Annotated in this window: 21 protein-coding genes and 6 pseudogenes; 13 read left to right on the forward strand and 14 right to left on the reverse strand. The window is 59.4% G+C overall.

The window, feature by feature from the left end; translation table 11 throughout:
- Positions 1-627, forward strand: a 627-nt coding sequence (locus ACWGTI_RS30495) for a TCP-1/cpn60 chaperonin family protein (protein ID WP_454590441.1), incomplete at its 5' end; no start/stop codon positions are given.
- A gap of 324 nt (positions 628-951) precedes the next feature.
- Here ACWGTI_RS30495 and ACWGTI_RS30500 read toward each other — a convergent pair.
- From ACWGTI_RS30500 to ACWGTI_RS30535, 8 genes and pseudogenes are all read right to left on the reverse strand, one after another.
- Positions 952-1254, reverse strand: coding sequence for a DUF982 domain-containing protein (locus ACWGTI_RS30500; protein WP_454578514.1), 303 nt, complete (start codon positions 1252-1254; stop codon positions 952-954).
- Positions 1255-1600: 346 nt separating this feature from the next.
- Positions 1601-2068, reverse strand: a complete 468-nt coding sequence (locus ACWGTI_RS30505; RefSeq protein WP_454578515.1) for a phasin — start codon at positions 2066-2068, stop codon at positions 1601-1603.
- Positions 2069-2548: 480 nt separating this feature from the next.
- Positions 2549-2785, reverse strand: a complete 237-nt coding sequence (locus ACWGTI_RS30510; protein ID WP_454578516.1) for a DUF982 domain-containing protein — start codon at positions 2783-2785, stop codon at positions 2549-2551.
- Positions 2786-2793: 8 nt separating this feature from the next.
- A complete protein-coding gene (locus ACWGTI_RS30515) occupies positions 2794-3012 on the reverse strand; it encodes a hypothetical protein (RefSeq protein WP_454578517.1) in 219 nt (72 codons plus the stop codon).
- Positions 3013-3274: 262 nt separating this feature from the next.
- Positions 3275-3737 (reverse strand): annotated as a pseudogene (gene arsC / locus ACWGTI_RS30520) (arsenate reductase (glutaredoxin)).
- Positions 3738-3760: 23 nt separating this feature from the next.
- Positions 3761-4382 (reverse strand): annotated as a pseudogene (locus ACWGTI_RS30525) (aquaporin).
- Between the two features lie 21 nt (positions 4383-4403).
- Positions 4404-4841, reverse strand: a complete 438-nt coding sequence (gene arsN2, locus ACWGTI_RS30530) for an arsenic resistance N-acetyltransferase ArsN2 (protein WP_454590442.1) — start codon at positions 4839-4841, stop codon at positions 4404-4406.
- Positions 4838-5151, reverse strand: a pseudogene (locus tag ACWGTI_RS30535) (ArsR/SmtB family transcription factor). The gene arsN2 and the pseudogene ACWGTI_RS30535 overlap by 4 nt, the downstream one beginning before the upstream one ends.
- A 34-nt stretch (positions 5152-5185) precedes the next feature.
- Here ACWGTI_RS30535 and ACWGTI_RS30540 point away from each other — a divergent pair.
- The 3 genes and pseudogenes from ACWGTI_RS30540 to ACWGTI_RS30550 all read left to right on the forward strand — a co-directional run.
- A pseudogene (locus ACWGTI_RS30540) lies at positions 5186-5417 on the forward strand (DUF6428 family protein); the annotation flags it as partial.
- Positions 5418-5647: 230 nt separating this feature from the next.
- A complete protein-coding gene (locus tag ACWGTI_RS30545; protein ID WP_454590443.1) occupies positions 5648-5845 on the forward strand; it encodes a hypothetical protein in 198 nt (65 codons plus the stop codon).
- A 314-nt stretch (positions 5846-6159) separates the two neighbouring features.
- Positions 6160-6693 (forward strand): annotated as a pseudogene (locus tag ACWGTI_RS30550) (antitoxin Xre/MbcA/ParS-like domain-containing protein); the annotation flags it as partial.
- Between the two features lie 471 nt (positions 6694-7164).
- On the opposite strand, the gene ACWGTI_RS30555 reads toward ACWGTI_RS30550, so the two are convergent.
- The 5 genes from ACWGTI_RS30555 to yhhA form a co-directional block, all read right to left on the reverse strand.
- The gene (locus ACWGTI_RS30555) at positions 7165-8259 is read right to left on the reverse strand and encodes a glycosyltransferase (RefSeq protein WP_454578519.1); all 1095 of its coding nucleotides are present in this window, start codon (positions 8257-8259) and stop codon (positions 7165-7167) included.
- 531 nt (positions 8260-8790) lie between these two features.
- Positions 8791-9255: a GNAT family N-acetyltransferase gene (locus ACWGTI_RS30560; protein WP_454578520.1), complete on the reverse strand. Its 465-nt coding sequence runs from the start codon at positions 9253-9255 to the stop codon at positions 8791-8793.
- Positions 9245-10249 (reverse strand): hypothetical protein, encoded by a 1005-nt coding sequence (locus tag ACWGTI_RS30565; RefSeq protein WP_454590444.1) that lies wholly within the window; start codon positions 10247-10249, stop codon positions 9245-9247. Before ACWGTI_RS30565 ends, ACWGTI_RS30560 begins: the two co-directional genes overlap by 11 nt.
- Positions 10246-12387, reverse strand: coding sequence for a cyclophane-forming radical SAM/SPASM peptide maturase YhhB (gene yhhB / locus ACWGTI_RS30570; RefSeq protein ID WP_454578522.1), 2142 nt, complete (start codon positions 12385-12387; stop codon positions 10246-10248). The genes ACWGTI_RS30565 and yhhB overlap by 4 nt, the downstream gene beginning before the upstream one ends.
- Positions 12384-12590 (reverse strand): YhhA family cyclophane-containing RiPP, encoded by a 207-nt coding sequence (gene yhhA, locus ACWGTI_RS30575; RefSeq protein WP_454578523.1) that lies wholly within the window; start codon positions 12588-12590, stop codon positions 12384-12386. Before yhhA ends, yhhB begins: the two co-directional genes overlap by 4 nt.
- Before the next feature lie 673 nt (positions 12591-13263).
- On the opposite strand from yhhA, the gene ACWGTI_RS30580 reads away from it, so the two are divergent.
- From ACWGTI_RS30580 to ACWGTI_RS30605, 6 genes are all read left to right on the forward strand, one after another.
- On the forward strand, positions 13264-13491 hold the full coding sequence (locus ACWGTI_RS30580) for a hypothetical protein (RefSeq protein WP_454578524.1): 228 nt from the start codon (positions 13264-13266) through the stop codon (positions 13489-13491).
- Positions 13491-14207: a hypothetical protein gene (locus ACWGTI_RS30585; RefSeq protein ID WP_454578525.1), complete on the forward strand. Its 717-nt coding sequence runs from the start codon at positions 13491-13493 to the stop codon at positions 14205-14207. Before ACWGTI_RS30580 ends, ACWGTI_RS30585 begins: the two co-directional genes overlap by 1 nt.
- 122 nt (positions 14208-14329) lie before the next feature.
- Positions 14330-14971, forward strand: a complete 642-nt coding sequence (locus ACWGTI_RS30590; RefSeq protein WP_454578526.1) for a hypothetical protein — start codon at positions 14330-14332, stop codon at positions 14969-14971.
- Between the two features lie 1257 nt (positions 14972-16228).
- Complete coding sequence (locus ACWGTI_RS30595) at positions 16229-17257, forward strand: ABC transporter substrate-binding protein (RefSeq protein ID WP_454578527.1); 1029 nt, start codon at positions 16229-16231, stop codon at positions 17255-17257.
- A gap of 55 nt (positions 17258-17312) precedes the next feature.
- Positions 17313-18080, forward strand: a complete 768-nt coding sequence (locus tag ACWGTI_RS30600; RefSeq protein WP_454590445.1) for an ABC transporter ATP-binding protein — start codon at positions 17313-17315, stop codon at positions 18078-18080.
- A complete protein-coding gene (locus ACWGTI_RS30605) occupies positions 18073-18876 on the forward strand; it encodes an ABC transporter permease (RefSeq protein ID WP_454578529.1) in 804 nt (267 codons plus the stop codon). Before ACWGTI_RS30600 ends, ACWGTI_RS30605 begins: the two co-directional genes overlap by 8 nt.
- Positions 18877-19381: 505 nt before the next feature.
- Here ACWGTI_RS30605 and ACWGTI_RS30610 read toward each other — a convergent pair.
- Positions 19382-19468 (reverse strand): annotated as a pseudogene (locus ACWGTI_RS30610) (IS6 family transposase); the annotation flags it as partial.
- 946 nt (positions 19469-20414) lie between these two features.
- Here ACWGTI_RS30610 and ACWGTI_RS30615 point away from each other — a divergent pair.
- The 3 genes from ACWGTI_RS30615 to ACWGTI_RS30625 form a co-directional block, all read left to right on the forward strand.
- On the forward strand, positions 20415-21578 hold the full coding sequence (locus ACWGTI_RS30615) for a histidine decarboxylase (RefSeq protein WP_454578862.1): 1164 nt from the start codon (positions 20415-20417) through the stop codon (positions 21576-21578).
- Positions 21579-21607: 29 nt separating this feature from the next.
- Positions 21608-22693, forward strand: coding sequence for a fatty acid desaturase (locus ACWGTI_RS30620; protein ID WP_454578861.1), 1086 nt, complete (start codon positions 21608-21610; stop codon positions 22691-22693).
- Positions 22694-22735: 42 nt separating this feature from the next.
- Positions 22736-23943, forward strand: a 1208-nt coding sequence (locus ACWGTI_RS30625) for an O-acetylhomoserine aminocarboxypropyltransferase/cysteine synthase family protein (RefSeq protein WP_454590446.1), incomplete at its 3' end; no start/stop codon positions are given.

A 23943-nucleotide genomic window follows, 5' to 3' on the forward strand; every position in this document is an offset into this window, starting at 1 on the left:
GGCCGCGTTGCCCAGATCAAGCAGCAGATCGAAGAGACCACGTCGGACTACGACAAGGAGAAGCTGCAGGAACGTCTCGCCAAGTTGGCGGGCGGCGTTGCGGTGATCCGCGTCGGCGGCGCGACCGAAGTCGAAGTCAAGGAAAAGAAGGACCGTGTTGACGATGCGCTGAACGCGACCCGCGCGGCCGTCGAAGAAGGCATCGTTGCTGGCGGTGGCGTCGCGCTGCTGCGCGCTTCGGCCAACATCAAGGCCAACGGCGTCAATGCCGACCAGGCTGCTGGCATCAACATCGTTCGTCGTGCGCTGCAGGCTCCGGCCCGCCAGATCGCCTCGAACGCCGGTGCGGAAGCATCGATCGTTGCCGGCAAGATCCTTGACAACGCGAGTGCGACCTTTGGCTACAACGCCCAGACCGGCGAATATGGCGACATGATCGCCATGGGTATCGTCGACCCGGTCAAGGTCGTTCGCACGGCTCTCCAGGACGCGGCCTCGGTTGCCGGCCTGCTGGTCACCACCGAAGCCATGATTGCCGAAGCTCCGAAGAAGGAGTCGGCTGGCGGCGGCATGCCGACCGGCATGCCCGGCGGCGGCATGGGCGGCATGGGCGGCATGGGTTTCTAGGGACGCGCACCTCGTCAATCTCGGAAGGGCGGCAGCGATGCCGCCCTTTTGCTTTTGCGGTTTTGTCGATGACGGCTAATGTGTCGTGGCGCTTCACGCGGGGACGCATTTGCCTTTAGCCAGGACCCGGTCCACTCGCGGAAACAACAGTTTGGCGCTGGAAATCGCTTTGTGATCCGGATGACCCACTTCAGCTCGTCAACTACAGTCGGAGCCCGGATCGGCGAAAGCTCACCGCTGTTCGGCTACGGCCTCGATAGCTTTCCAGCTATGCGTACTTGCCCGGCAGGCAACCGCATCCAGTGCGCGATCCCAAGCGCCGGTCTACACCTGCACCTTTCCGCTGCCCGATTTGCAGGCAGCGATCCATTGCATCGCGGAGTTTGGGTCTTCCAGAATCCCGGCCCGTTTCGCAAAGCCAAGAAAGGCGTTGTGGGCCGCGGCTATAGGCTTGTACCCATCGTGCGCGTCAAAGCACGCCCGAAGGGCGGTCTGATGGATCAAGTCTCTGCGATCTTCCGGCCAGTCATCGAGAAAATCGATTGCGTCCGCAAGGCCGGCAATCTCCTGTACGATAACGGTGGCACGCCTCACGAAGATGGGGCTGCCGAAAACTTCAGCGTTCATTCATTTCCTCCGACCTGCTGAACGGCTTACCTGTGTAAGAGGCCCGCGGATCGACGCCCCGGCGACCATCGCAGAGTGTGTTGTCACGGCGATGATGGTTCGATCGGGAAAAAGCCGCGTTCCGCCCGAGAGGGAAATCATGGATCTCGTAGAGTGCCGCCTTTTGCTGGGGGGCATCGGCGGACCCGCTCTTCCATCGAAAGTTCGGGTCCGTGTTGAGCAGCTTATTTGGGCCAGGCGTCAACGTGATCTCTCACCCACCCCGCGCCTGCGGCCTGAAATGGTGATCGATGAGCGTAGCGGGAGGTGTCGATTCCTTTTGCGGGTATCTCCGGCGTCTGACCAATCAGGCGGCCTTGAGACCCCTCAGCGCCTTCTCGAAGGCGTCCTTGATCGGGTTGGAGGCGTCAGTCACCGCTCTTTGGGTGAGCTCCTGGAATTCCTTGGATTGCTCGATGCCGATTTCGACGCGTTTGCGGAGGAAGGCAGTCTGCAACTCAAAAACTTCTGAGGGCGACTTCGCACCGACCAAGGCCTCGAGGTGCGAGAAGGCGGCTTCCGCGTTGGCGCGCAGTGCGGCGATCGTCTTCAGCGACAGCTCGTTGCTGACCGATTTCGCGGTTTCGGCGGTTGACTCGAGCGCCCTATGAGCGTCTTCGGCGCCGGATTGTAATCTGGCAAGAGCTTCTTTCGACGGCTCGACGCTCTTTTCGGCAACGGCGCGAAATTGATCGGTGGCCTTGCCAGGAACGGTTGCCGGAGATTCAACTGTTTCGGTGTTTTCGCTGAACTTGTCGGTGGTGGTCTTGGACATTTCTTAGCCTCCTGCCTGAAGATGTTTTCTTCCCCCGCGCCCAGCATACTGCGCTCCATACGTGACAGCTGTATGTGCGTTGCAAAAATACCTGCCATCCATGCGTTGCGAGCTTCGCATGAGTGTTAGCGCTGCCCTTGGTATTGTGAGTTTTGCTCCGAGCCCGCGCCAGTTGGCCCCGCCTCTCAACCTCTCAAATGGCGCTCCATGAGCGCAGCGGGAGGTCGGTCCGTTCTATGGGCCGATTTGCACCTGTCTCCGGTCGTCTGACCCATCACCGGCCTTGAGATCCCGCAGCGCCTTCTCGAAGGCGTCCTTGACCGGCTTGGAAACGCCCGTCACCGTCTTTCGTGAGCTCCTGGACTAGAATTCCTTGGTTTGCTCGACACACCCCCATTTCGACGCGCTAGCGGAAATACCGGCGATACAAAGGATCCGATCGGAGTTCCGAACCTCCGTTCGATCCCCGCTTGAATTTTTCTAGACGAGCAGGCCTTCCTCTCTGGCGGCAGCCTTGAAGGCGATGCGGGCATCCTCAGGAGTCAGTTCTCCAGCCATGGCGGCCAGACAGACGCACACCGCCTTGTTCCACTTAGGGCCGTGACGGGTCCACTGGAGAAGCTGGTCGGCGGCATCTTCGACGCTGCTGCACTCGTGCCGGACGCCTGGGATGCTGGTTCTTATGGCGATGGAGGGTGAGAACTCGTGACGGGACATAATCGGCATCATTCATGGAGGTCGAAGATGACGAATGCACCGAGGAATATGGCCTCGAAGAGGATGAGTTCGGTAAGCTGACGATCCGTCTCGTCCAGGTCAGGGGCGTGTTCCCGAACTGTTGCGATGGTTGCCTTGATGGAGACCGTTTCGCCCGGCTGCACGGCTCGGAGCGCCCATCGGACGAGCTCCTTGGCGCTGCCAGTGGCCTTGTGGTCCCCGTCCATCAGCCCCACTCCAGGCCAGAATCTGCACAGCCAACGTTTGGAGCAGCGACGAAAAGCAACGTATCAATCCATCCTGAAATTAGGGCCCGTGAAGAATCTCTGCGGATCTCACCGCATCGGTGGTTGGCGGGCAGAATTCCATGCTCATGCGATCGTCACGTTCGCAACCATGGATTTGTCCATTTCGCATAGGTGCTGATCGTGCGTCAGATAGTTGATCCCCCACATGCCATCTCCCCAAACAGCATAAAACATCCTCGCTTCAACGGCTCGATCTGGCTTTGCCAATGCGAACCGTTGCTGCCAGGCAGGATGCGTGCCCCGGCACGTGAACGACCTTCTCGCCATCTTCCTTGACGAACTCCGCTACCGGATTGTCGAGCAGCGCCAGCACCGCTTCCGACGGCCGGCAAAGCCGTGTGCCCTTTGGCGTCTCGATGATCGGCCGGTTGATCAGAACCGGATGGGCGGGCATGAAATCGATCAGCTCGTCTTCGCTCCATTTCGGATCGGCGAGGCCAAGTTCCGCGTAAGGCGTTCCCTTCTCCCGCAAAAGCTCGCGCGGGGGTGATGCCCATCGCCGAGATCAGTTCCAGCAGCCGCTCGCGGCTCGGCGGGGTCTTCAGATACTCGATCACCACCGGGTCTTCGCCGCTGTCGCGGATCATGGCGAGCGCGTTGCGCGAGGTGCCGCAAGCGGGGTTGTGATAGATGGTGACCATCATGGCTTTGCTTTCAATGGCTGGGACTACTCAATGGTTTCGGGCCGCAGCAGCCAGCCCATCAGCGCCAGCGCGAGCAAGGCGCCGAGCAACTCGGCGACTATGAAACCCGGCAGATCGACCGGCCTGAGGCCGGAAAAGGTGTTGGTAAGCGAACGCGCTAGCGCGACGGCGGGATTGGCGAAGGAGGTGGAGGCTGTGAACCAGTAGGCGGCGGTAATGTAGAGGCCGATCAGCCATGGCACGGCTCAAGAATGACTGCGACCAGGCCGAATGTCGCGACCGTTTCGGAGAACCATTGCGCCGGTCCAGCACGCAGCTTCGTTGCGATCTGTAGAACCGCACGGCGAACATGAGATGCGCCGCGAACGTGCCGGCGATGCCGCCGACCCTCTGCGCGACCAGATAGGCCGAGAGATCGCGGGTCGGAAGAGCCCTGTTGAGGCAGAACACCAGCGAGACGGCCGGATTGAAATGGGCGCCGGAGATCGGCCCGAGGATGGTAACCAAAACCACCAGGATCGCGCCTGTTGCGAGTCTGTTGCCGAGCAGCGCTAGCGCCGCGTCGTGCGTCAGCGTCTCGGCCATGATGCCGGAGCCGACCACCGTCGCCACCAGCAGGCCAGTGCCCAGGCCGCACACCGGCACGGTAAATCGAAGGCTGTCATTTCACGCTGCCTGGATGGTACGCGCCATCAGCGCCGCTTTGGTCGATGGACAGAGCAACACCGCCTGCCGAGTCGCGAGAATGTCTGCCGGCGCATCCAGCCGTGCCACGACTTGGAACCCCATCTCCGCGAAGAACGGCACTGCATCGATCGTCAGTAGATAAGCACAGCTGGCACCGGCGGCCCGTGCCTGCTCAAGCAGCAGGCCAATCGCGCGCCGGCCAAGCCCCTTGCTGCGTGCCTCAGGCACGATGACGATCGAACGCAACAGAACATTCTCGCCGTAAGCCTCCAATCCGGCGAAGCCGATCGTCTGGCTCCCGTCGGCGAGGCGAAAGAACGGGCGGGCGGGTTCGCCCAGATCGCCAGTCGGTAAACCCGCCTCGCCAAGGATACCGCGCAGCTCCGCATGATCCGCGTAGATCGGCTCGATAATCATTGTGGCGCGCCCTCACCCGGTTGGCAGCAAGGGGCTGCAAGCGCCGGGGCGCAAATTTCCGGGCGGCCCGAGCAGCAATCCTCCATCAGGAACTGGATCAGGCCGGACATTGCATCATATTCAGCCCTGTAGACGATCGAGCGCGCGTCCCGCCGCGCGGTCACGAGACCGGCGCGCTCCAGCTCCTTGAGATGAAAGCTGACATTGGACGGCGAGACCTCGACCCGGCAACCACCAGCAATCGCAGCAGCCTGAGCCGGGTTTCCTGCGACAGTGCGCCAAAGGCGATTACGGCTTGAGCTTCATCCATGTTTCAATAATCCTTGAAATATTGAATAGCCGCCATGCTTTCTCCTGACAACCGGAAAAATCGCCCTGGCGATAGATCCGTCCGACCTGCCATTGGCAATCTGCTCGACGCGCTGGCCGACCACAGGACAAGCCGCTGGTGTTTCGCTATGACGGCCGACCGGCAAAAGCCGGGCTACCACCGTGACGGAGGTCAAGGCGGGGCAGTTCTCGGCGCTGGATTGCGGCGCCAACCCGAAAGTCTGGTCGGAAATCTTGTCCAGCTTGATACGTGGACGAAAGCCGCGCAACCAGGGCGAGACATGGACCGCGTTCTCGAACTTCTGCAAGCCGTCGGTCTCAGCAAGCATCATCAAGCGCTCTACTCGCAGCGCATGATCGAGGTCTTGTCGCAGCTCTATGTGGTGGCTGCCAGTGTCGCTTGACAGCCGTTAGGATCGCTTGCACGTATTGCCGGATTGTGCGCTTGTCGAAGCCGCCAAGGTGACGAGTAACCAATGAAACGGATGGGAAAGGCGCCTTTCGTGCCGACCGAAATTCATATCGGGACGGTCACGGACGAGAGCGGCGTTGTCGGCATCCTCACAATCCGGACGACAGAGGGCCGCTTAGATGTTGCGCTCGACCGTCAGGCCGCAGACGCCATCGTTAACGCCATCAATAAAATCCGGTCAAGACTGGGAACCGGACCGTAGGGTCCCGTTCGGCATTCCTGATCGGCGAGACGTTTCGATGCCAGCGTCCGTGACGCGGCTCTCCCCATCGTGCCGACTGGCACGATGATTCCTACCGTCGCGCGGCTGTCACACATCGCACCTAAACGAAAATCGAGGCGTCCCGTGACTGACAGTTCGGGACGCCTCGACAGTTCGTTGGGGGTGTCGAAATGCTAGACAGCAACCTGTCGGGTCGCTGTATCTGTTGCTGCTGCCATTTCCGCTTGTCGCTGTAGCCGTTCAACAATCGGCCGCAGCTAGGGAGGGGAGCGCAGGGCGCGCAAGACAGATACATGACCAGATTTCAAAATCCGACGGATGGGATTTCTCAGGAGGCCTTGGCAGGCCTTGTGGCGGAAGCCGTGCAGCAGGCTCTGATCCAGCACGGCATCGTTCTTGATACACAGACCCTGGTTTGAGCCAGCGCTATTGCCGGCAGCGTCGCCGCCGCCGTTCCCTTCCTTCCAAGGGCGAATGCACTGCGCTTGCCTCCGAGTTCTTCCGCGCAGTGGCGGACCTCGCGCACGGCGGCTTGGCAAGTGCCAACAGCGCGGATGAAAGCCTGATGCCGGCAACCGCAGCACCTTCACCGCTGCAGCCGGCCAACGATCAACGATCTGCAATCGGTGCTGATTGAGGATTGGGCGGGCGAGGTCGCCGGATCGACCTATCTGGAAGACAATTTTCGCATACCGCGCTCGACGCTGCATCGCTGGCAAAGGCGCAATGAGGTTGTCGCCCTGCGCAAGGGTGGCCGCAAGCATGTCTTCCCGCTCGCCCAGTTCGTTGACGGCAGGCCGGCATCGGGGATTAGCGAAGTGCTGGCCCTCGGTACATTATTGATGGGATGGACGCCCCCGGCCGCCACCGTGGCATAATCGCTTTGCCAATAATGTACCGGTGCCAGCATGCGGCTCGCCGGCCGGGCCGAGGACGAGGCCGCCTTGCGTGACGCCTGAGACCTGCCCCGGCCGGCGCCGACCCCGGCCCCGTCGGCGCCATCCTGGGTGCCTGGCGACAGTTGTCCATGCAGCCGCCCGCCCTGATCGGCTCGAAAAGATCGTCGAGCAGCTCGGGCTGCGCTGGGACGGCGCGGCGCTCGCCAATCTCTGCACGCAGATCAAAAATGTGCGGCATCGCGGCGCCCGGCGCCGTTCGCCGCCGCGGCGATTGCCGTTCACGTTGTCACTGTTCACCTCCCCGATGCCGAGCTTTTCGCGTGGTCTCGCCGACTTGGTGCTGGCGCAAAGCCTGCGCTGGCCGCGGCCCCTGCCGCTGCAAAGCGTCGCACAGCCACCTTACGAGTCCGCAACAGGGCCGAATTCGCCGCGGTCGCCGATACAATCGGCGAAGACCCAGGGCTCTTCGTCGGCGAGACTGAAGAACTTCTCGAACAAGCGGCCCGAGCCGTTGGTGAGGGTGTCGGGGAACTTCACTTTCTGCAAGATAGCGGCGAGGCAGGGCTCCGTCATTGGCGCCGGGATACCCAGAGCGATCCTGACCTGGAGGGGAACGAGGGCAAACAGGATCAGATCATGAACTTGCCGATCGAAAACGGCTTTGGCGAACCCGTCGATCGTGCCAGGTCTGTCGAAGTCCCGAAGGGTCATCGGCATGGAATGCTGCGCACGCCACTTCTCCCACCAGCGACTTTCCCTGGGAAAACCGGCGGTTACAAAAGTCGCCAGGGGATCGGCCTCAATCTTGCGGCGCGACGGGTAAGCGACAGCGTCGGGCACCCGTATCCTGGTGGCGCCGAGCGTCTTTCCGTGAATGTAGAGCCGGGACGTTTCAGCATGGATCTCGTCGCCATGCGCATCGAATTCGCGCCGGTGGCCGCCCCATTTCAGATAGCTGGCAAGCCCGAGTCCGGCGACCTTGTCGTCGACGATGACCTCGTCAATTTCATCCACAAACAGGCTCGCTACCGCATCGTCGGCCAGATCGCAGCAGGATTGGTAACCTGGGTACGTTTCCAAGAAGATCCTGGGCGCCCGAGCGACGCCTTCGACCAAACTTTGGGGAGCGTATTGGGCCGCGGCTTTCATCGCAGCGATGTAGCCGCTGCCATAGTCTGTATCGGCATCGGCTTGCAGGATCAAAAGTTGCTCATCGGGAATGCCATGCTCATCGGCGAAGGCTTTGGCCAGCATGACGCCATGGTGTCTGGGCGGAACGTAGCCACGATCATGCGTTTGACCCAGGATGATGGGTTGAACGCTGTTTTCTTGGATTTCCTTCATGACGGCGGTCGTGCTGTCGGTCGAGCCATTATCGACAAGTATCAAAATGGTGTCAGGAGGCGTGGCTCCGCCACTAAAGCCAAGGGAACGCGCGCTATCAGCCAAAGTGGCTTGTTCATTGAGGCAAGGGACGACGACAGCTGTGTACATGAAAGCCTCGGGTCAAAAGACTTTGCGCAGCATGCGCACGACTATGGTGCGATCGGTCAAGTACATCGGTGGCCAGGCGCAGCGATGCCGAACAATGAGGCGCGCACGGGATATGGCTTATAAGCGCGCGGCCCGAGGAATATCCTGCGATCGACGTGCAGGCAAAGAGTCCGATCTGCCGCCGCCGCGACAGCTGCTTTGACCATGCGTCGAGTTGGCTTTCGCCAGTCCGCCTGGCGGCTCGGATGCAACAGCGCGGGTAACCGAGCCATTGGCCAAGCCAAGCCGTGTGCGCGCCCGGCGATTGGTCGATTGACAGAATGCGTCGCACCAGCAGCGGTCGCTTCGAGAAGACGACGAAATTGTCTCGGTCGCGGCAGAAATACAGGCCCCTTTGCCGAGCCCATCGACCCAGTTCGGTATCGCTTAGCGAACTCTGGATTTCGGTTCTGAAGGCTTCTCGCAACCCAAGTGCTGCAAGGCGCAGGTCGACCATTGCAGACGGCTTCAGCCAACTGGGGCAAAGCCTGTTCAATGGCGTCGCCAGACCATCAGGAGCTGTATCATTGACGGTCTTGTGTCGTCCTTGAATCCCGCTTCCTCGGCCGCCCTGCGGGAGGCATGGTTCGACTTGCGAATATGCGCGTAGATCACATCATATTGGCTGGTTTCACAGGCTTTTCTGTAAGCAAATCTGCCGATGCGGCGTCCCTGGTTTTTGGCGTTGAGGTAAATCTGTATCGATGCGTGGCGGCCCACGGGATCCTCGTCAATGAAGTTGATGAAGATGACGCCGGCCCGTTTGCCCTCCACCTCAATCCTCCAGGCTTCGCCGCCTGGTCCTGCGCCGCGCCCGACTGTTCCCTCGGTCGGAACCAGGAAAACCTGGTCGGCGTGAACAAAGGCAGAGCTTGGCTGGACGCGCACCGGCTTGGGTTTTGGGGTTGGGCGTGTCGGCTTACGGCGACGAGGCCCGCTGGTGGATCTAGCGCTCATAGATGCGCTCCAGCCCGGCCAGCAATCGATCCGATGCCTGTTGCCAATATTCGGCCGGGAAAAACCCGGGTGAAAAGGCAATCACAGTATCGGCCAGATGCGCGCCGAGATCGGCGTTGGCAAGTGCGGCGGTGACGATGTCGATCTGTGCAAGGATGTGATCGAGCGAGGGATCGAGGCGGTTGACCCGGCTCTGCCAATCCGTATCGCCGTCGTAGCGGTTGTTGAAATAGTCCATGTCGATATGCAACAGCGTCGGCCGGGTTGGCATATCCTTCAGCCAATCGCCGATATCGCAGGAAATACGGTACCGGCCTGGCCCGGTGTGCCTCGTGGTTGGCGTCAGGGTTACCGCTGGCCGGACTTTGCTAGGGTCAAGAAGATCGTCTTTCTGCGTAACCAGATCGATGGAGTAGTCTTGCGTGGAACGGACTTTGGGGGGCTGACAGAGCTGTCTGACCTCGGCATTGCGAAACGCATGTAAAAACGGGGTCATGAAACTGCCCATGCCGATCGCGCCGCTTTCTATAGCGTCGCGCACGCCCCAGGGCTCGTGAAGTCGGCAAAAAGCGTTCGTTATTGGGTCTCTCCACCTGCCATTTTCCTCAAACAGGCGTGGGCTCGCCAAGTCCCGGTGGTCGTCAACATGAAGAATGAGAATATGATCATCCGGGCTGGCCGCGGATGAACGGGCCCATTCGCTCCAACTGTAGAGTGTCCAGGTGTCGTAGAGCACGCTTTCCACGTGGCCCTTGGATCTTCGGGCCGCTGCCATGTTTGGCAGGCTGACGCCGTTGCCCCACCAAGCCAGACCTTCGGGAAGCCGTGTGTCGACATGACGATCGAGGCCGTCTGGCCAAGCCAGCGTCAGTTGCCAGCCTGCCTCGCCAAGCGCAGCGGCAGCATCCTTGTCGCAAAAATAATCGCGCAAAACAGCGTGCCGCATCGACGGGGAGCCGGGCAGGCGGTCGACCGGGACGGTTAGGGCGTTCACGCAGCTTCCAGCGCTGATTCCGAGGCGCTTTTGAGAACCTCGGTCAGGCGGCGCCCGGTGTCGGTCAGCGGGCAGCTCAACAGCGTCGCAAAGGCTTCGGACAGGTGTTCGTCAGTATCCCTGATTTGATTGACAGCGCGATTGTGCAGACGCGACGGCCCGTTTGAGCGTACGAACTCCCAGAACCGGCGCAGCTCGACAAAGACAAACACGGCGTGGAGCAGCCCCGACGGCGGCCGCAGATCCTCACGCCACGGCGACACCACGCGCATATCGGTGGGTTCCACCGTCGGAGCGAGTCGTTCTAGGAGATAAAGCTTCTGATGGCGATGCTCGTGGATCAGGGAATCCGCCAGATCATAGGGGTCGATCAGCCGGTCGCCTTGCCAAACCGACACATAAAGCGCTCCGGGCACCGTATTGTCGCTGAACGACACAATCTTCTCGGGATGGGCAGAGGGATCACGCACGAACTGGATCGCGCGACACGCCAGTCGAATCTCGGCCGCCAAGGCCGGCCGCCAGCTCTCGACTATCCGCAACGCTTCCTCGACGACCGGCCGGGCGGCTGCAGCTGCGTCTTCCACCTCGAAGTAGATGGCCTCGCCGAACGGTTTTCGCAGCCATGGGTCTTCGCGGGCAACGGCCAAAGCAGCCAAATCTTCGTTTGACCGGCCAAGCAGGTCCGAGAGGTAATCCGCGTCCGCCGACAAGGGGTGGCCGTCGACCGTATGAATGAGGCGCCCGACGGATTGTGCCGCAACGGTCCGCTGCCAAGCGACAGCGCCCGGTTGCTGGCAAAGTTCGGCCGTCCGGTCTGGCGCCGTTTTGCTCAGCTTGGACATTGTCTCGAACTCGCCGCCCGCCAGCAAGCTTGTCGCGTCAAGGAATTCGCCCTGCAAGGCATCGCGCGATGCGCTGCACAGCAGCGCCATCTCCGTCGTCCCGAGTTCAGCCAATTCATAGTGCTCGAACCGGAAGTCGTCGGGTAAGGTCTGCGCGGGCCGGCCCGCATGGTCGAGCAACCGTTCAACGCGTCTGTGTATATGGGCGACAAGAGCCGTCATCTCGCCGCAGTAGACCGTCGGATTGCCGAACCCGTTGGTGTCGTAACGGTGCGGAAGCGAGCCGCCGCCACAAATATCGACGATGGCGCATTCCTGACAGGTTACACTGAGGCCAGGCTTGCTCAAAAGCTGACGGTGGACGTTGATGTGATGCGAGCCGGCGATCGTTGCAATATCGGTATCTGCGACAGTGCCGCCGATCTTTGTTGCGCCGTCGCGTGTCACTTTGAGGACGTCGAGGTCGTGATAGCTGCCGTCGGTCTCGATACTGATTAGACTGACATCCCCCAATCCAAAGGCGTCGGTGGTTGACGGCAGTCCGGCCACTGCGTCGAGCAGTGCTTCGAACGTTCTGAGTGACAAATGGGGGTAGTGGTCGAGCCAAGTATCGAAGGCGCGGCAAAGCCAGGTTTCATAAAGATCGGGTTGGTCGCTGCGCCCAGCGGGCTGGCGCAGATGGTGTGCATCGGGCAGGAGGAAATCGAGCTTGGGAACCGAATGCGCGGCAAAAAACTCCAGCAGATCTTCCGGAGGAGTCGTGGGATCGATGACGGCGATGACACCCGCAAAGATCTTGGGGTGCGATTTCAACCTTTCAAGCGCCTGCTCGACCCGCCCGAAGCTCGAGCGCCCTTTCTTGGAGTTGCGGTGCTTGTCGTGGGCGGATTTGGGACCATCGAGGCTGAGCGAAATGCTGATGTCAGCTTTCTCAAACGCAAGCAGCGCTGCTTCGTCCAACAGCAAGCCATTGGTCTGCAGGCCGATGTCGACCGCGGCCCGCGTTGCAGCCCTGATCCGATCGGCGAACGCTACCAACGTCTCCACCCCGGCAAGCAACGGTTCTCCGCCGTGAAAGATGACCGTACAGCGCTTTATTTGTTCCTGAGCCAAATATGTCGCCAGCCTTTGTGCAAAAGCATCACGATCACCCGCCGACAGCAATTTTGGCATAGATCGCCAAGATTGGTCGGCATGGTGATAGACGTAACAATAATCGCAATCGAGGTTGCAGCGCGAGGCGACCTTGACCAGGAAAGATGTAATCCGTGGGGGTGCCTCGCTGACTGTCATGAACGGCTGTGACGGTGGTGCATTCTGTCATAGCTCGTGATGACGTCGCTCGGCTCGACCTGCGACAGCACGCGACCCTGCAACCGCTGCAATGCCGGGTTGGCCAGCCGGCCCTTCAAAAGAGCGGCCCGCACGCCCTGATTCGCAACTGCGGAGGGGGCAGAAGCCCTCTGCTGATTTGAGTTTGACATATAAAGCTCCATTTTGTGACGCGCCGACTATAGCACGCCGGAACCCGGGCGCTACTAGATTTGAAAGCGCTGGCATTGACTGTTTACACGCATCGCTTTGCCGGCCGCGAGACGAACGACAGTTGAGTAATAATCTAAAAAACCTCTTGTCAGGAATGGTTATCGCCACGATGGAAAATGTGCCAAAAATCCTTATGCCCCAAAGCATGTCTGAAATTTAATACGGAAGAGCTACGGATAGATTTCTGATATAGAGGCGCTACGTCCTGCATCGGCAATTTAAACCTTATCGATTTCCGTAAAAAGCGATGTTATCTTCGGCTACTTCATCCCCAGAAAGCTATCCGCGCTTGCAAGACATTGCGAAAAAATTTTGTATAAGTCGTCGATAAATATCGCGCTAAGCCAAGGTGATGCCCAGGATGGATTTCTCGGTCGAGCATGCGGGTGGCCCTGTCCCCGTGGACATAAAGGATCTCACTTTCCAGCTAAAAGTCGCCAAGTCCGGCCACAAGAGCGGTTTGGACGAACGCGGGTCGGGCGCTGTGTTTTTGATCGGGGCCGACTGCTCGCAGTCGGCCGGCATCCCGATGGCCAGCCAGATTGCTCGTGAACTGACGCTGGAACTCGCATCGCTTAAAGGCGCACCCGCTCACGCCATGCAAGATAGTGAGGGCGCGCTTATTTGGACGAGCGGCAGCATCTGTCCAATCTCGCCACGCAGCTGCCAGGCTTCGACGTCAACAAGCCTGTTTGGGGCAGGCTGTACGCTTATCTTTTTGAGCAGTTCTTCCGATCGGACAATGAACAGCGCGCCATTATCAAGGACGCCATCGACAGGGGTCATGGCAAGATAAACTGGGCCATATCTGCATCGGTGAAATCGTCCGCCGCAACTACGCCCACACCGTGATGACCACCAATTTTGATCAGCTTGTGCTGCAGGGAATAATTCTCGCGGGCGTGATCCCGGTCGTGGCGGACGGCCTGTCGGCGCTCAGCCGGGTGGCCTCGCGTCCCGACTACCGGCAGTTCATCCATCTGCATGGCTCGATGCATACTTACGAGTTGCGCAACAGCGTCAGTGCGGTCAATGCCACGCAGGAGGCGTTGTCCATGCAAGGCACGATCTTCGGGCTGAAAGATGCAGGGCTGCTCGTCGTTGTGGGCTATTCCGGCAGCGAGGACGGCGGTGTCATCACCCTGTTGGAAAAGTCATTCGCGGCCTTCCCCAACCTTCAGGTTTTCTGGGTTCTCTATGAAGAGTCGACCGACGCGCTCAATACGCGTGTGCGCACGATGTTGACCGGCCGCAACAAGTTCGTGATCCTGAACCAGGATGCGGACAGGTTCTTCGCTCAGTTGTTGCGTGAACTGGGATTCGGGGCGCCCGAGTGGATGGAAAACCCTCTGTCGATTCTCGATGCCATCAACGAAAAGATTGTCGATCCCAAAGAGCCAATCATCTCCGATGCAACAAAGGACTTCCGTGCCAAGCTCGATCGGTATCGCAAAGCGCCCAGCGCCAGCGCGGACGACATTATCCTTGAACGCGCCAGGTTCGACAGCCCTCGGCGGCAGAGACAATATCGTTATCGAGGAGGTCTCGCAGGAGATGGCTGCGGCTGATCCTGCGGCAGCAAGATTGCGTGCAGTCAGTCTTGGCCGGTTGGGAAGCGTTGATAAGGCGGCCAATCTCCTGGAGGCCAGTGTGGAGGCTTGGGACGCATTCTTTCGAGCCGGCGGGACCGATGACGGCAAGGCACGACGCGCTCTCGCGCAAACCCTTCTCGACCTTGCCGAGGCGCCAGGCGTTCCGGCTGGCCATGGAGGCGTTCCGGACTGCGACAGACGAGATCAGCCCAAACATGGCGCGATACGACTGGATCGAGTCGGCGCTCGGCTTTGCGGAATCTGTCGCCGAACAGGGGGAAGAGGGGGCTGCCGAGCACGATCTGACAGCCGCAATCGAAATCCTGGACAAGGTGCTCACAGTGCTCACGGGCGGCCCTCAGTCGCGTCAAAGACTCTCGGCCGAGGAGCGCCTAGGCATTCTCCTGACCATGCGGGCGCGACGCTTGAGTTCGGAGGCCGATTACCGGAAGGCGATCGCCGATCTTGAGGAAGTGGCGCACCGGTCGGTCGTGGCCGAATCCTGGGCAGTAGGCGTCGTAAGGAATCTTGCTGTGGCGTGCTGTGCGCGGGCCTCGGTTGCGCATCTGCGCGTGCGGAAAGAAGGCATGCAGACGGCGCTGTATCGCTTTGCCTTCCCCCAAGGAGAGGCCGAGGTCGTCGAGACCCCCTCCATCTACAATCCGTTCGACGACTGCGATTTGCCGGCGTTGCGGAAGGCCATCGACCCCGACAAGCTCGACCCAGACGTTCATCCTTAGTTGCGTTGTCATCGAGTGCGCCTTCCAAAAAGCCCTCGATTACCCGAAAGTTCTTACCCCACCTTTTTCCCGCTCCCTCCGGCGACTTGCCGAAGTGGCGGGCGAACAACGCCACCTGTTGTAGATACGAGAGTTGGGTGTTGAGCGCGAGGTTGCGGCGCAGCACCTCATTGCCGCTCCGCGACCGCGGAGCGGGTTAGTCCAAATCGACTCATGTGCAGTGCGCAAAGATGTGGAGCCGCCCCACTACGAGCCTTATTTTGCGCGGCCTTTGGCGCGTTGAGCATCGGACAACTCCACATAATATTAGAGGCGGCGCAGCCAACCGGCGATATCCTCACGCCGACCGGTGATATCCTCACCCCGTGAGACGAAGGCTCCGCCCTTCGGTGGGGCCAGCATCTCTGGGAAGACCTGGGCGAGAGCCTGCCGCTTCAGATCAATGTCAGCGCGTGCATATCGCATGGTGGTGTTGAGGCTGGCATGCCCGAGCCATTGGCTGATCGTGGCGAAGTCGACACCTTGAGCAGATGGATTGCCGTGGTGTGCCGCCTATGTCGATGAAGACATAGGCGGCACACCTGTGCCATCCACACGCTTCAGGCGACCGGCGACATTAGGCGGGTGGCGCTTTGGCTCGGCCACAGCGGCATCGTCAGCACCGAAATCTATCTGCGGATCGATCCCCGGCCGAGAAGCTCGACATCCTCGATGCAGGCGCCGCGGGCCGGCTCGCCGTCGCAACATAATCTCCGGCTCGACATAGTCCGGACTTCCCGATCCCCTGTCCCCGGTCGATCGATCCGCTCTGCCAGAGCGTCGGCGCAAGACCGGGCGGCACAGTCGCAAATTCCCAACAAACGCATCTGACTTTCGTCAGCTGCGAGCTCGGGTTCGCCCGCGCCGAGCCGTACATGGACAATCAATGAGGCCATCACTCTCGATTCTTGTCAGTTGCTCGTAAGGTTGGCCTTGTAATCTAAGCAACCGCGAAATTCGCAGCCAGCTGCCGCGATTTGCGAGCCTGCATCCGACGTAGGGGAGGATAGTTAGAACCATGGTCCCGCCGGACGTCACACCGCATACATCAGCCGCACCAGATGGACCAAGCGGCCGTTTGACCGACGCAGCAAATCCGCGTGCCTTCACAAGCTGGTGCAGATCCTCCCGCCGTGTTGTCTCTGCCGAGCATGCAAGGCGGCTCGATAGGCCAGCCCAGCAGCCAGACATAGAGAGCCACCAAAAGGGAAAGGGAGCATGACTAAGGTCGCTATAAACCGCCGCCAGGCAATTGTTGGTCTGGGCATAGCGGGTGCTTTGAACGTCTCTGGCCGGCTCACCTATGCCGCCACTAAGATAAACCTTGGCGTAATGCGTCTCGCCAGCCATGCGCCCAGTTTCATCGCCTTCGAGCGGGGCTATTACAAGGACGAAGGGCAGGACGTCGAATTAGAGTTCTTCGAGGCCGCTCAGCCTATGGCCGTGGCGATTGCCTCGGGTGATGCCGATTATGCCGTCACCGCGATGAGCGGCGGACTCGTGAGCCTCGCCAAAAAACACGCAATCAAGGTGATCGGCGGCGCACTGACTGAGGAGAAGGGTCTCGTCGGCGCTATCATCCTGGCCTCCGAAACAGCCTACCAGGGCGGCCTAACCACGCCGAAGGACCTGAGCGGCAAGAGTTTTGGTATCACCACAGCCGGCTCCTCCTTTCACTACATGTGCCACAAGATCGCCGAAGCGAACGGCATCCCAATGTCGCACATCACGTTGCGCCGGCTTCAGAAGGTCGGCGCAATCATCGGTGCGCTGGGTACCGGGCAGATCGACGCCTGGGCCATCCAGGGCAGCATCGCCGATAAGATGCTCGCCCAAGGCAATGCCAAGCAGATCGGACTGGTGTCCGACTATGCGCCCAATTATCAGGTGACCACGGTGTTCACCTCAGCGAATAATGCCGCCAACGAGCGGCAGAAGACTGAAGCCTTTATTCGCGCCTATTCGATGGCGATCGACGACTACAACGCTGCCCTCGTCGACAAGACCGCCACACCGGAGGAAGTGGATGAGGTGGCCAAGATCATCCACAAATATGTGGATTCCGACCGTCCGTTCCAAGCCGCGAAGGAGACCTTCGTCAGCAGCGCCATGCGCATCAGGAAGGGCTGTGCGCTTGCACTCGATTCCGTGACGGATCAGCTTAACTGGTTGAAGGCGGAGAAGATGGTGAGCGAGACGATCACGCCAGAGATGCTCTTCGATACTTCCTACGTCAAGACGATCTGACCCCTGCGGTCCACAAACGGAACATGGGTCGCCCCCGGCCGGCGTGAGAGAAGATATGGAACTGCTGCTAAGGAATGTCCACCACCGCTATGGCCTCGTGGAGGTTCTGAGCGACGTCTCGCTTAGGATCCCACAGGGTGAGATCGTGTGCGTAATCGGCCCGTCGGGATGCGGCAAATCTACCCTGCTGCGCTTCCTAGGCGGGTTGGAGCGTCCGACAGGCGGGACCGTGCTGCAGGTCGGTGTCCCGCCAGCCGAATCGCTCAATCCTCTTACCTACGTCTTCCAACATTTCGCCCTGCTGCCGTGGCGGACCGTAGAAGGCAATGTGAAGCTGGTACTGGAGGGTCACAGGCTACGGACGAATGACGTCGAGCGGATCGTCGCCGATGTCCTTGCCCGCACGCGGCTTTCCGATTTCCGCGCCACTCTGCCGAAGCAACTATCGGCGGGCATGCGTCAGCGCGTTGCGATTGCCCGCGCTCTGGCGGTCAGTCCGGCGGTGATGCTCATGGACGAACCGATGTCGGCCCTCGACAGCCAGACGCGCGAGGTTCTGATGGATGATCTCGTCTCGCTCTGGACGAGTCAGCGTTTTACCGCGGTCTATGTTACGCACAATCTGGCCGAGGCTGTGCGACTGGGACATCGAATAGTCGTGCTTTCCCGCCGGCCCGGACGCATCCGCCATATCGTCAAAATCCAGCAGCCGCTGGCCGAGAGATGCGCCAGCGCTCCGGCTCTGGAGAAGATGCAGATGCATCTTTGGAACCTGATGAGAGACGAGGCAATGGCCGCAGATCAGGAACTGCTCCATGGTTGACATCAGCCCAGTCACACAACCCGTCAAATTCCGCGGCGGCGGCTTCGCGCCCACTCGCGTCCCTTTTGTCGGTCTTCTCGTTTTCATCGTCCTGATTGGACTGGCAGAGATCGGCACCCGTACCGGCTTCATCTCGGGCCTAACGCTGCCTCGTCCCTCGGCGGTCCTCGAGACCTTCGTCCAGCTTTGTCAGACCGGATTGCTATGGCAGCACTTGCTGCCATCGCTGCGGCGTCTTGCGATTGGCGCTTCGATCGGCATTGCTTTTGGCATCGCAATCGGCGTCTTAATCGGACTGTTCAGCCTCATTCGCGCCGGTCTCCTGCCACTAGTCGCGGCGCTCTTACCCATCCCCAAGATAGCATTGCTGCCGCTCTTCGTTATCTGGTTCGGTATCGACGAGGCATCAAAATATGCGCTGATCGCGTTGGGTACCTTCACCCCTACGGTGGTCGCCACGCAGGGAGCGGTTGACAATGTCGACCGCAACCTGATCCGGATGGGCCAGAGCTTCGGCCTCTCTCGGCGCTCGATTGTGCACAAGATCGTTCTGCCCGGCGCATTTCCCGGCATCCTGTCGGGCCTGCGCGTCTCCATCTCCATCGCCATCACTCTACTGGTCGCAGCCGAGATGCTCGGTGCCGAGCATGGCGTAGGCGCCTACATCTTGGATGCAGGAGCACTCTACAATCTGGAGCGCCTGTTCGCCGGGGTCACGATGCTTTCCCTGATTGGCCTGGCCGTCAATTGGTTTATCGGCCGCATTGAGGGGCACTTGCTGGCCTGGCGCACCTAACCCGCGGCCAGCGACCGCAAGCGTCTTGGGAGGCTGCGCCCGGTTGCTCAGACCTTCACGAACGCGAGAACGCGACAGGGTGGGTTGGGGATGGAGACAATATATGAGCGAGGCCCGCAAAATCAGGAGCGTCCTGTAGTCGATGATGTTCTCGCGCTTAATCTGACCACGGAAGAACACGTTCTGCGCAGCAATTTGTCGACCACTGCAGCGGGTCCGCATGCGGAAGCGTTAAAGATTTGCCAAAGGCTGAATGCCGACGTTGTCATTGCCAGTTTCGCTTTTGGCCAAGACGACCCTGGACGTGCGTGATCTCAGAGCTGGCTCCGCTTGTTTGGACAGCGCCCCGCGGAATTTAAGTGGCATCCTGCCGGGTTACGTTGAGCGCGGGGCTTTGCGATTTTGCTGCGGCGTCGGGAGAAGGGCGTAGCCCGACCAGAGCAGCAGCAAAATCGCGCGGCGACGATCATGCGGCCGTCGCCATCGCTTGCGGCCAAAATAAGCCTCGTCGGGCGTGCGCCCGCTGCAAGCGATTTGGGGTGTCGCAGGAAACGATCGCCTCGTGGTTGGTCTGGCTCCCGTCGATGACGACGCTTGAACATTGCACCCTCCGAAATGATCGAAGGCACCTTGCCACAGCGCAGGTAATCAAAAGGTTGCAACAGATCCGACGCTTGACGTCAGGCTGTCGTCAGGAAGGTCTCCTAATCAGTTTCTGCTGCCGCTGTGCTGTTGCCCGACCAACAGGCCTTTTGTGCGGCACGCTCTGCTCGCGTACTTCCTCCCTCCGGGCGGAGCGTCATTCATGAGATAGCCGAAAAGGCAGCTTTGACAAATGAAGGACTGGAGAAAGTGGTTTCACTGAGAATGAGTGCGTCGTCGGTTTGCGACCTGGCATTTGCAGCTGAGGCGCTTGGAGATTTTGACTACTTTTCAAGGCACTACCGGGGTTCTGTCGATCGACCGGAGTTTGGCTGCCGACTGCAATGACGGCGTTGCAGAAGTGCATTCGGTTGGCGGCGGGTTTCGTCCCGTTCGTAATGGCAATGTTGGTCAGCGCGACCGCTGCGAGCGGGCAGGAGACCAGCCTTGTTGGCATCCATCAGGGTTCGGAGCTCACCGAAGCCGCCCGCCGCCTAGGCCAGGGCGGTTACGAGCTGCGGGACGGAACATGGGTGTCTCTCGATAAGTGGTTTCATAGCAGCTGGATCGACATGCGATTTGAAATGTTGACGCAGCTGTCGGACGATTTCGGTCTGCTGTGGAGCGCGAGCACGGGTCAACGTGCCGAAAAGCTCCGCATCGAACCCAAGTGTGGAACTCGGCTTTGTTGGGTTCGACTTTGCCACTGCTTAAGTCGTCCGTGATCGCAATGGCAAGGCGTTGATAGATCGGCTCGTTGCCTGCGGCGAGCCTAGGTACCCAAGGCGACTTCAACAGCATGTGGCATCCAAAAGTGTCACGGTACACAATAACGATAGCACAAAAAGTGTTCCATGGTGTAGTTCTGGTTGAAAACAAGTTTGGCGGTTTATCACATGAGCAAATCCTGTGCACACGAGATTGAGAGTACCGTTTCTGACTGGAATGACATTGGTGAACGACTTCAGTATCTCAGTAATAAATTCTCCGATAGGCGAGCTAAGCACATCGGATATCCCTACAATTTGGACTTCGATGCAGGGCCGATATCTCAGTTCAACAAATTCCTGATAAATAACCTGGGCGATCCATATGCTGGGTCTCACTACGCGACAGAAGTCTGTGACCTGGAGCGGGAAGTGGTCGAATGGACCATGCGGGTCTGGGACTGCGCAGATCCGGAAGGATCCTGGGGAACAGTGGGCGCAAGTGGAACTGAAGGCAATCTATGGGCGATCTACCTTGCCCGCGAGACCCTTGATGATCCTGTTCTGATACACTCAGAAGAGGCGCACTACTCGCTTCCAAAGGCGGCAAGAATTCTCCGAATCGAGGCTTTTTCATGCGGGGCTGATGAGTCCGGCACGATCGCCTTAGATCCTCTGGCCGAGGTTGTTCACGCAAATCGGCATCGCAGCATCATTCTCGCATTGACCTGTGGAACGACCATGAAAGGGGCGCATGACGATATCGCCTCCTGCATCAGCGTTCTGAACCAGGCCGGTATCGATCCGAACCGCCGCTTCGTGCACGTCGACGGGGCCCTGAATGCAATGGTTCTTCCCTTCGCAGACGACGTACACGCCGGCATCCGCCCGTCTTTTCGACATGGTATCGACAGCATTTCGACCTCAGGTCACAAGATGATCGGTACGCCGATGCCCTGCGGCATTCTCGTCGCCCGTCGTGATCATGTCAGTCACGTTGCTTCCGTCGTCAGCTATCTGCGCTCTGACGATACAACCCTGATGGGATCGCGAAACGGCCACGCCGTTCTTGCGATCTGGTACCGGCTGATGCATCTCGGCGTTGCCGGTTTCCGCAAGAGCGCCCTGGCCTGCATCAAACGCGCCGAAGGTTTTGCGGAAGCACTTCGCTCTGCGGGCGTCCCGGTGCTGCTCAACCCATGGTCGTTGACAGTTGTGTTTCCGAAACCGTCCGAGAGGCTCGTGGCCGAATACCAGCTTGCATGCCATGGCGATCTGGCCCACGCGATCGTTATGCCAAACGTCAAAGCCGATCTTATCGAGCGTTTCGTCGAGGCCTATGCGGCGGAATAGCGCTTCAATATCAAGCAATAGGTATTTTCATGAACAGTCATGCTCAACCTCTCTACAATGGTATTGAAGCGCCTGATCGCTATACGCACCATCGCTTCGATCGATACATCACCCGTGACATCAAGGCTCTTGCGACTGACAATTGGCATGGCCCACTTTACATCGTGAAGGACTATGCGGTGATCGCTACCCTTGTGTGGCTGGTCGTTGATGTAAGCTGGTGGTTCTATCCTCTCGCGGTAATCATGATCGGCGCGCATCAGAGGGGCATTTCCACCATTTTGCACGATTCCGCGCACGGCGTTCTGACAAAGAATCGTTTTCTGAACTTCCTGCTCGGCACGTGGCCAACCGCCTGGCCGATCTTTCAGCGCCACTTTGCCTACAAGCAGTCTCATGTCCATAGTCATCACCCCTTCCTTGGCAGAGCCGACGCCGATCCCGACCTAGAGTTCTTTATAAATGAAGGTGTATTCACACCGCTGACGGATCGTTCTTTTGTCTATAAGATAATTATTCTTCCGTTACTCGGATCGAAAACCTACGCATATTTGAAGTATCTGGTACGTAACAGATACCAGGTGATTGTCGCTTCCCTTTCTGGCAAGGAGAGCGCCACGCGGGTTCCGCGTGGAGAAGGGTGGCGCTATGAATTCGATCGCTGGGGCTTCTACGCATTCTGGGCGTCTATTGCCGCGGCGGGTCTGGCCTCCGGCTACTTCCCGGAATTCCTTCTTCTCTGGGGCGTTCCCTATCTCACCTCGTTCCATATCATCGGATGGTTCATCGAGATGTCCGAGCATTGCAGCTCCATCGACAACCAGCACGTCAACCTGCATATGGCGCGAAACCGTCAAAGCCGGAACATCGAGAAGTGGCTGACGGGGATCAACAACGACAACTATCATCTCGATCATCACCTCGATCCAACCACCCCATTCTGGCGACTACCCGAGGCGCACGCCATCCGCATGCGCGATTCCGAATATGCGGCGCACTGCTCCGAGACGGGCGGGATATTTCAGTCTGGCCCAAATGGTGAACCTTCCATTCTGAAGCTGATCAGGGACCAGAATCGGAAGCGCTTCATCGAAAGCGCGCCGTTGCCGGCCTAAGCGCCAATTCTCGAGAAGAACAGATTCCGGAGACAATCAATTTTGACCAAGACCCAGAGAAATGCCGCCACAACACAACCCGTTTTGACGTCAGCGTTGCACGTCGAGACGGCGGTTCTTCACGGCAGCTACCGTTACGATCCGACAACGCTCGCGACGACGGTGCCGATCTATCTCTCGAACGCCTATGCTTTTGAATCTATTGACCACGCGTCAGACGTGTTTGATCTGCGCAGCGAGGGACGCACCTATTCGCGGTTGATGAACCCGACGACGGATATATTCGAGCAGCGCGTTGCTTCTCTGGAGGGCGGCGTCGCGGCTTTGGCGACGTCGTCGGGCCAGGCCGCGATTATGCTCGCCATTTTGAATATTGCGGCCGCGGGGGACAACATTGTGAGTTCCGCTCATCTGTATGGCGGGACAATCAATCTGCTTTCTAATACCTTTCAAAGGCTCGGGATCGAAACGCGTTTCGTCGATCCGAGCGATCCTAAACGTTTCCGCGAAGCCTCAGACGACCGTACGCGTTGTTGGTTTGCCGAAGCATTGCCCAATCCGAAACTCACGCCCTTCCCGATCGCGGAGGTCGGCGTGATCGCAGATGAAATAGGCATTGCGCTTATCATCGACAACACAATGACCCCTCTCATCACACGTCCGCTTGAGCTCGGCGCGCATGTGACCTTGCACTCCACGTCAAAATACATCTGCGGCCACGGCACCACCATTGGTGGCGTTGTTGTGGATGGCGGCACCTTTGATTGGGACGCCTATTCCGAACGATTTCCGTTGATGACGCGCCCTGATATTTCCCATGGCAATATCCGTTGGCTCGAGGCGGCGCGTGATCTGCCCGGTCCCTATGGAGCCAGCCCGTTCCTGCTCAAGATGCGCAATACGCTCATGCGTGACTTCGGCCCCTGTCCATCACCATTCGCATCGTTTCTCTGCATCCAGGGCCTGGAGACGCTGCCATTGCGAATGCCGCGACATTGCTCCAATGCCCGCCGCGTCGCTGAATATCTCAAGGAGCATCGGAACGTCCTCGACGTGACCTATCCGAGTTTTGGCGGAATGCTGGAACGGCGTCGCGCCGAGCAGAACATGGGCGACTATGGCGGCCCGATGATCGTTTTCGAGATCGTCGGCGGTATCGATGCCGGCCGCCGGTTTATCGAGCGCCTACAACTCGTCTACCACGTTGCAAACATCGGCGATGCTAGGACACTCGCCACGCATCCGGCCTC

This window comes from Mesorhizobium sp. ArgA1 (assembly GCF_053714375.1).